Annotated in this window: 4 protein-coding genes and 1 pseudogene; 2 read left to right on the forward strand and 3 right to left on the reverse strand. The window is 67.0% G+C overall.

The window, feature by feature from the left end:
• The 3 genes and pseudogenes from ACIBAI_RS28860 to ACIBAI_RS28870 all read right to left on the reverse strand — a co-directional run.
• Positions 1-167: pseudogene (locus ACIBAI_RS28860) on the reverse strand (IS701 family transposase); the annotation flags it as partial.
• A 161-nt stretch (positions 168-328) separates the two neighbouring features.
• Positions 329-892 (reverse strand): TIGR03086 family metal-binding protein, encoded by a 564-nt coding sequence (locus ACIBAI_RS28865; protein ID WP_399038769.1) that lies wholly within the window; start codon positions 890-892, stop codon positions 329-331.
• Positions 889-1,485 (reverse strand): TetR/AcrR family transcriptional regulator, encoded by a 597-nt coding sequence (locus ACIBAI_RS28870; protein WP_399038771.1) that lies wholly within the window; start codon positions 1,483-1,485, stop codon positions 889-891. Before ACIBAI_RS28870 ends, ACIBAI_RS28865 begins: the two co-directional genes overlap by 4 nt.
• Positions 1,486-1,734: 249 nt before the next feature.
• On the opposite strand from ACIBAI_RS28870, the gene ACIBAI_RS28875 reads away from it, so the two are divergent.
• Entirely contained in the window at positions 1,735-2,271 is a 537-nt protein-coding gene (locus tag ACIBAI_RS28875; protein ID WP_399038773.1) for a recombinase family protein, read from the forward strand.
• Between the two features lie 91 nt (positions 2,272-2,362).
• Positions 2,363-3,192 (forward strand): IS5 family transposase gene (locus ACIBAI_RS28880; protein ID WP_399038775.1). Its coding sequence is split into 2 segments (ribosomal slippage): positions 2,363-2,680 and positions 2,683-3,192, totalling 828 coding nucleotides; the frame shifts between segments, so codons are not numbered across the junction.
• Positions 3,193-3,304 lie beyond the last annotated feature (112 nt).

The raw sequence follows: 3,304 nt of genomic DNA on the forward strand, positions 1-3,304 counted from the left end.
TCCGCTAGCGTCCAGCCGTTCTTCCGCCGCAGTGGAGCGATCAGCCCCCGCATATAGGCCAGTGCCGACTCACGCGGCTCCGACCTGCTGAAACGATGCACGAACCGCTCATGCACCACGTCCAGTTCACCCGCCCACAACTTGACATCAGCAAGGTCCCCACCCATAACCACACCAACGACCGGCCTGGCCATCAGTCACGGCAAACACCGTTGCAGTACTAGACAGCTCCACCACAGCGGAGGTCTTCGCCATGATCAAGACCCACCAGTGTTAACAACGCTCGTGGTCAATACAGCTAGGACGCGAACAGGCGCCGCTCTGAAGGTCACGCAGTCTTGCGCCCCAGGAGAGCCAGAAGCTGCTGCTGAGCTGTGGCGCGCGCCGGAGCGGTCAGCGAGGGTGCATACATTCCGGTGGCGGCGAATTGTTCTGCCATGGGAGCAATGGCCGTCAGGCACGCCTCGACGGCCTCGCCATCAAGGACCGTTTCGAAACCCGCGGCCTGGGCGAGGTCCCAGGCGTGCACGAGCGGTTCGATGACCGCGGTGGTCAGTACCCACTCGCCCGTCACTTCGCCGTGATGTGAGGCAACGCAGCTGTTCGGGTCGACGGTGGTCAGCAGATCCAGCATGGACCGGCAAGTGGCACTCCAGGCTGTGACCGGTTGCCCGACGACCGCCTCGACCGGGTCCCGGAGCGGCTCACGCGGTCCCTGGCCCGACAGCAGAGCGGCGATCTGCTGCTGGCCGTCGATGATGTGTCCCAGGACGTGTAAGCCGGTCCATCCCGGGCAGGGGGAGGCGCTGGTCCAGCGGTGTTCCGGCACTCGATCGACGACGGCGCTGACGCCTGCGAGTGCGCGCTGGTAGCGCGCGAGGACATGGTTCATCGTGCCTCCTCCAAGGTGGACGTCCGTAGGAGCGGATGCAGGGCGTTCCATGCGGCCCTGGCCAGTGCCGTTGCCGCTGTATGGGGTAGCGCGGCTCCGCCCATCAGCCAGTTGCGGGTGTATTCCTGAGCCGGTCCAATCCACACAGCGACCACCACGCTCAGGTCGGGCATGCCGTCCCAGCCACGGTCCCCCAGCCATTGGGCGACAGCGCGGAAGAACTCCCTGCTACAAGCCGCGATCCGGGGAGCCTCCCGAGGCGTGACCCAGTCCGGCGGCGCTGCAAGGAAGGCAGCCAGCTCCGGGTGCGCCTCCACCCAGGCGAGGTGGCGGCGCACGGCTGCCTCGATGCCGCCTTGAAGAGCAGCTTGAGGCGTCAGCACTGTCATCAGCTCGGCCTGGTGCTGTTGGAGACCGTGGAGATAGACCGCTTCGGCAAGATCTTGCTTGGTGCGAAAGTGGTGGAAGAAGCTGCCGTTACTGACCTCCGCCCGCCTACGGACCTCCTCCACCGTCGTGCGTTGCACTCCGTTTTCGAGGAAGCATCCAAGGGCCGCGGCCAGGATGCGTTGGTAGGTATCGGAACCCGACATGGCACCAGAGTACTGCTCTAGAGCAGCACTCCACCATGGCAGTTCAGGGAAGGCCGCAGGACGTCGAAAAACGACCGTCTGCCGACACTTCGGCCCGTGATCACGAACCCGCAGGTGGGCATTGTCGACAACTCGCGTCGGCAATCAACGTCGGCGAACGGTCCGACCGATAGATTCCGACACATGCTCATCGGCTACGCGCGGGTCTCGACCGCCGACCAGAACCCCGATCATTAGATTGACGCCCTGCTGCGGGCCGGCGTCGACCGCGACCACGTCCACGTCGACACCGCGAGCGGCGCGAAGGCGTCCCGCCCGAAGCTCGACCTCGTCCTGCAGCTGCTACGCGAGGGCGACACGTTGAAGCTCACCCGGCTCGACCGGCTCTCCCGCTCCGTGCTGCACCTGGTGACCCTCGGCGCGGACCTGCGCGAGCGCGGGATCGGACTGCACGTCATCGAGCAGGGCATCGACACGTCCACGGTGGAGGGCCGGGCCATGTTCGGCATGCTCAGCGTGCTCGCTGAGCTCCAGCGCGAGCTGATCGTGGCGAACACCAACGACGGGCTTGCCTCCGCGCGGGCCCGCGGCCGGGTCGGCGGCCGCCGGCCCACGCTCACCGAAGACCAGGCCGCGCTCGCCCAACGGCTCTACAACGAGCGGGAGAAGACCGTCCGGCAGATCGCCGACATGTTCGGCGTGCCGAGGTCCATCGTGTACGGCCACCTCGACAAGACCAAGACCGCGCCCCGCCAGCCCAAGAAGACCACGGCCACGAAGCCCTGACCGCTACTTGCGGCTGGGGCCAGAGACATGAGTCCGGAGCCAAGATCAAGTGCTTAACGCCAACGGCTGTTCCGTTGGTCCTCACGGCCGGATACGTCGCCATGAATTGTCCGATGCCGAGTGGGCGTTCGTGCAGCCGCTGCTGCCCCGGTCCGGGAGGGGCCGCAGGCGGCTGGACGACCGGACGGTCCTCAACGGGATCGTGTGGAAGTTCCGGACCGGAACGGCCTGGCGGGACGTGCCCGAGCGGTACGGCTCCTGGGCCACGCTGCACACCCGCTTCCGCCGGTGGGCCAAGGACGGCACCTTCGAGCGGATGCTCCGGGCCGCCCAGGCCAGGGCCGACGCGGCCGGGGACATCGAGTGGCTGGTGTCGGTCGACTCCACGATCGTCCGGGCCCACCAGCACGCGGCCGGAGCGCGAAAAAGGGGCTCCGCATCCCGGGACTCGGCCGGTCCAGAGGCGGCCTGACCAGCAAGATCCATCTGGCCTGCGACGCTGCGGGCCGACCGCTCGCCTTCACCGTCACCGGCGGCAACACCAACGACTGCACCCAGTTCACGGCCGTGATGGAGGCGATCCGGGTGCCCCGGCTGGGGCCGGGGCGGCCCCGGGTCCGCCCCGACCACGTCATCGGCGACAAGGGCTACAGCTCCAAGGCCATACGCACCTGGCTGCGGCGACGCAACATCCGGCACACCATCCCGGAACGGTCCGACCAGATCCGCAACCGGCTCCGACGCGGCAGCCGTGGCGGACGTCCGCCGGCCTTCGACAAGCAGGTCTACAAGCGGCGCAACGTCGTCGAGCGGTGCTTCAACCGCCTCAAGCAATGGCGCGGCATCGCCACCCGCTACGACAAGACCGCCGAGTCCTACAAAGCAGCCGTCACCCTCGCCTCACTGCTGATGTGGGCGTGACATTTGACGACAACTCCTACTGAGGTTTTCGTTAGTTCTGTGGGCGTGGCGGACTCGTTGGTGGGAGCCTGGGGTCGTGTCTTTCAAGCCTTCGCGTGCTGTCTCCGGGTCT

Origin of the sequence: Streptomyces sp. NPDC051041, assembly GCF_044456065.1 — a bacterium.
Lineage (GTDB): Bacteria > Actinomycetota > Actinomycetes > Streptomycetales > Streptomycetaceae > Streptomyces > Streptomyces glaucus.

What these genes read in the sequence shown, in the direction of transcription:
- ACIBAI_RS28865 (WP_399038769.1), bottom strand. Translation starts at nt 892, where the DNA reads ATGAACCATGTCCTCGCGCGCTACCAGCGCGCACTCGCAGGCGTCAGC.
- ACIBAI_RS28870 (WP_399038771.1), bottom strand. Translation starts at nt 1,485, where the DNA reads ATGTCGGGTTCCGATACCTACCAACGCATCCTGGCCGCGGCCCTTGGA.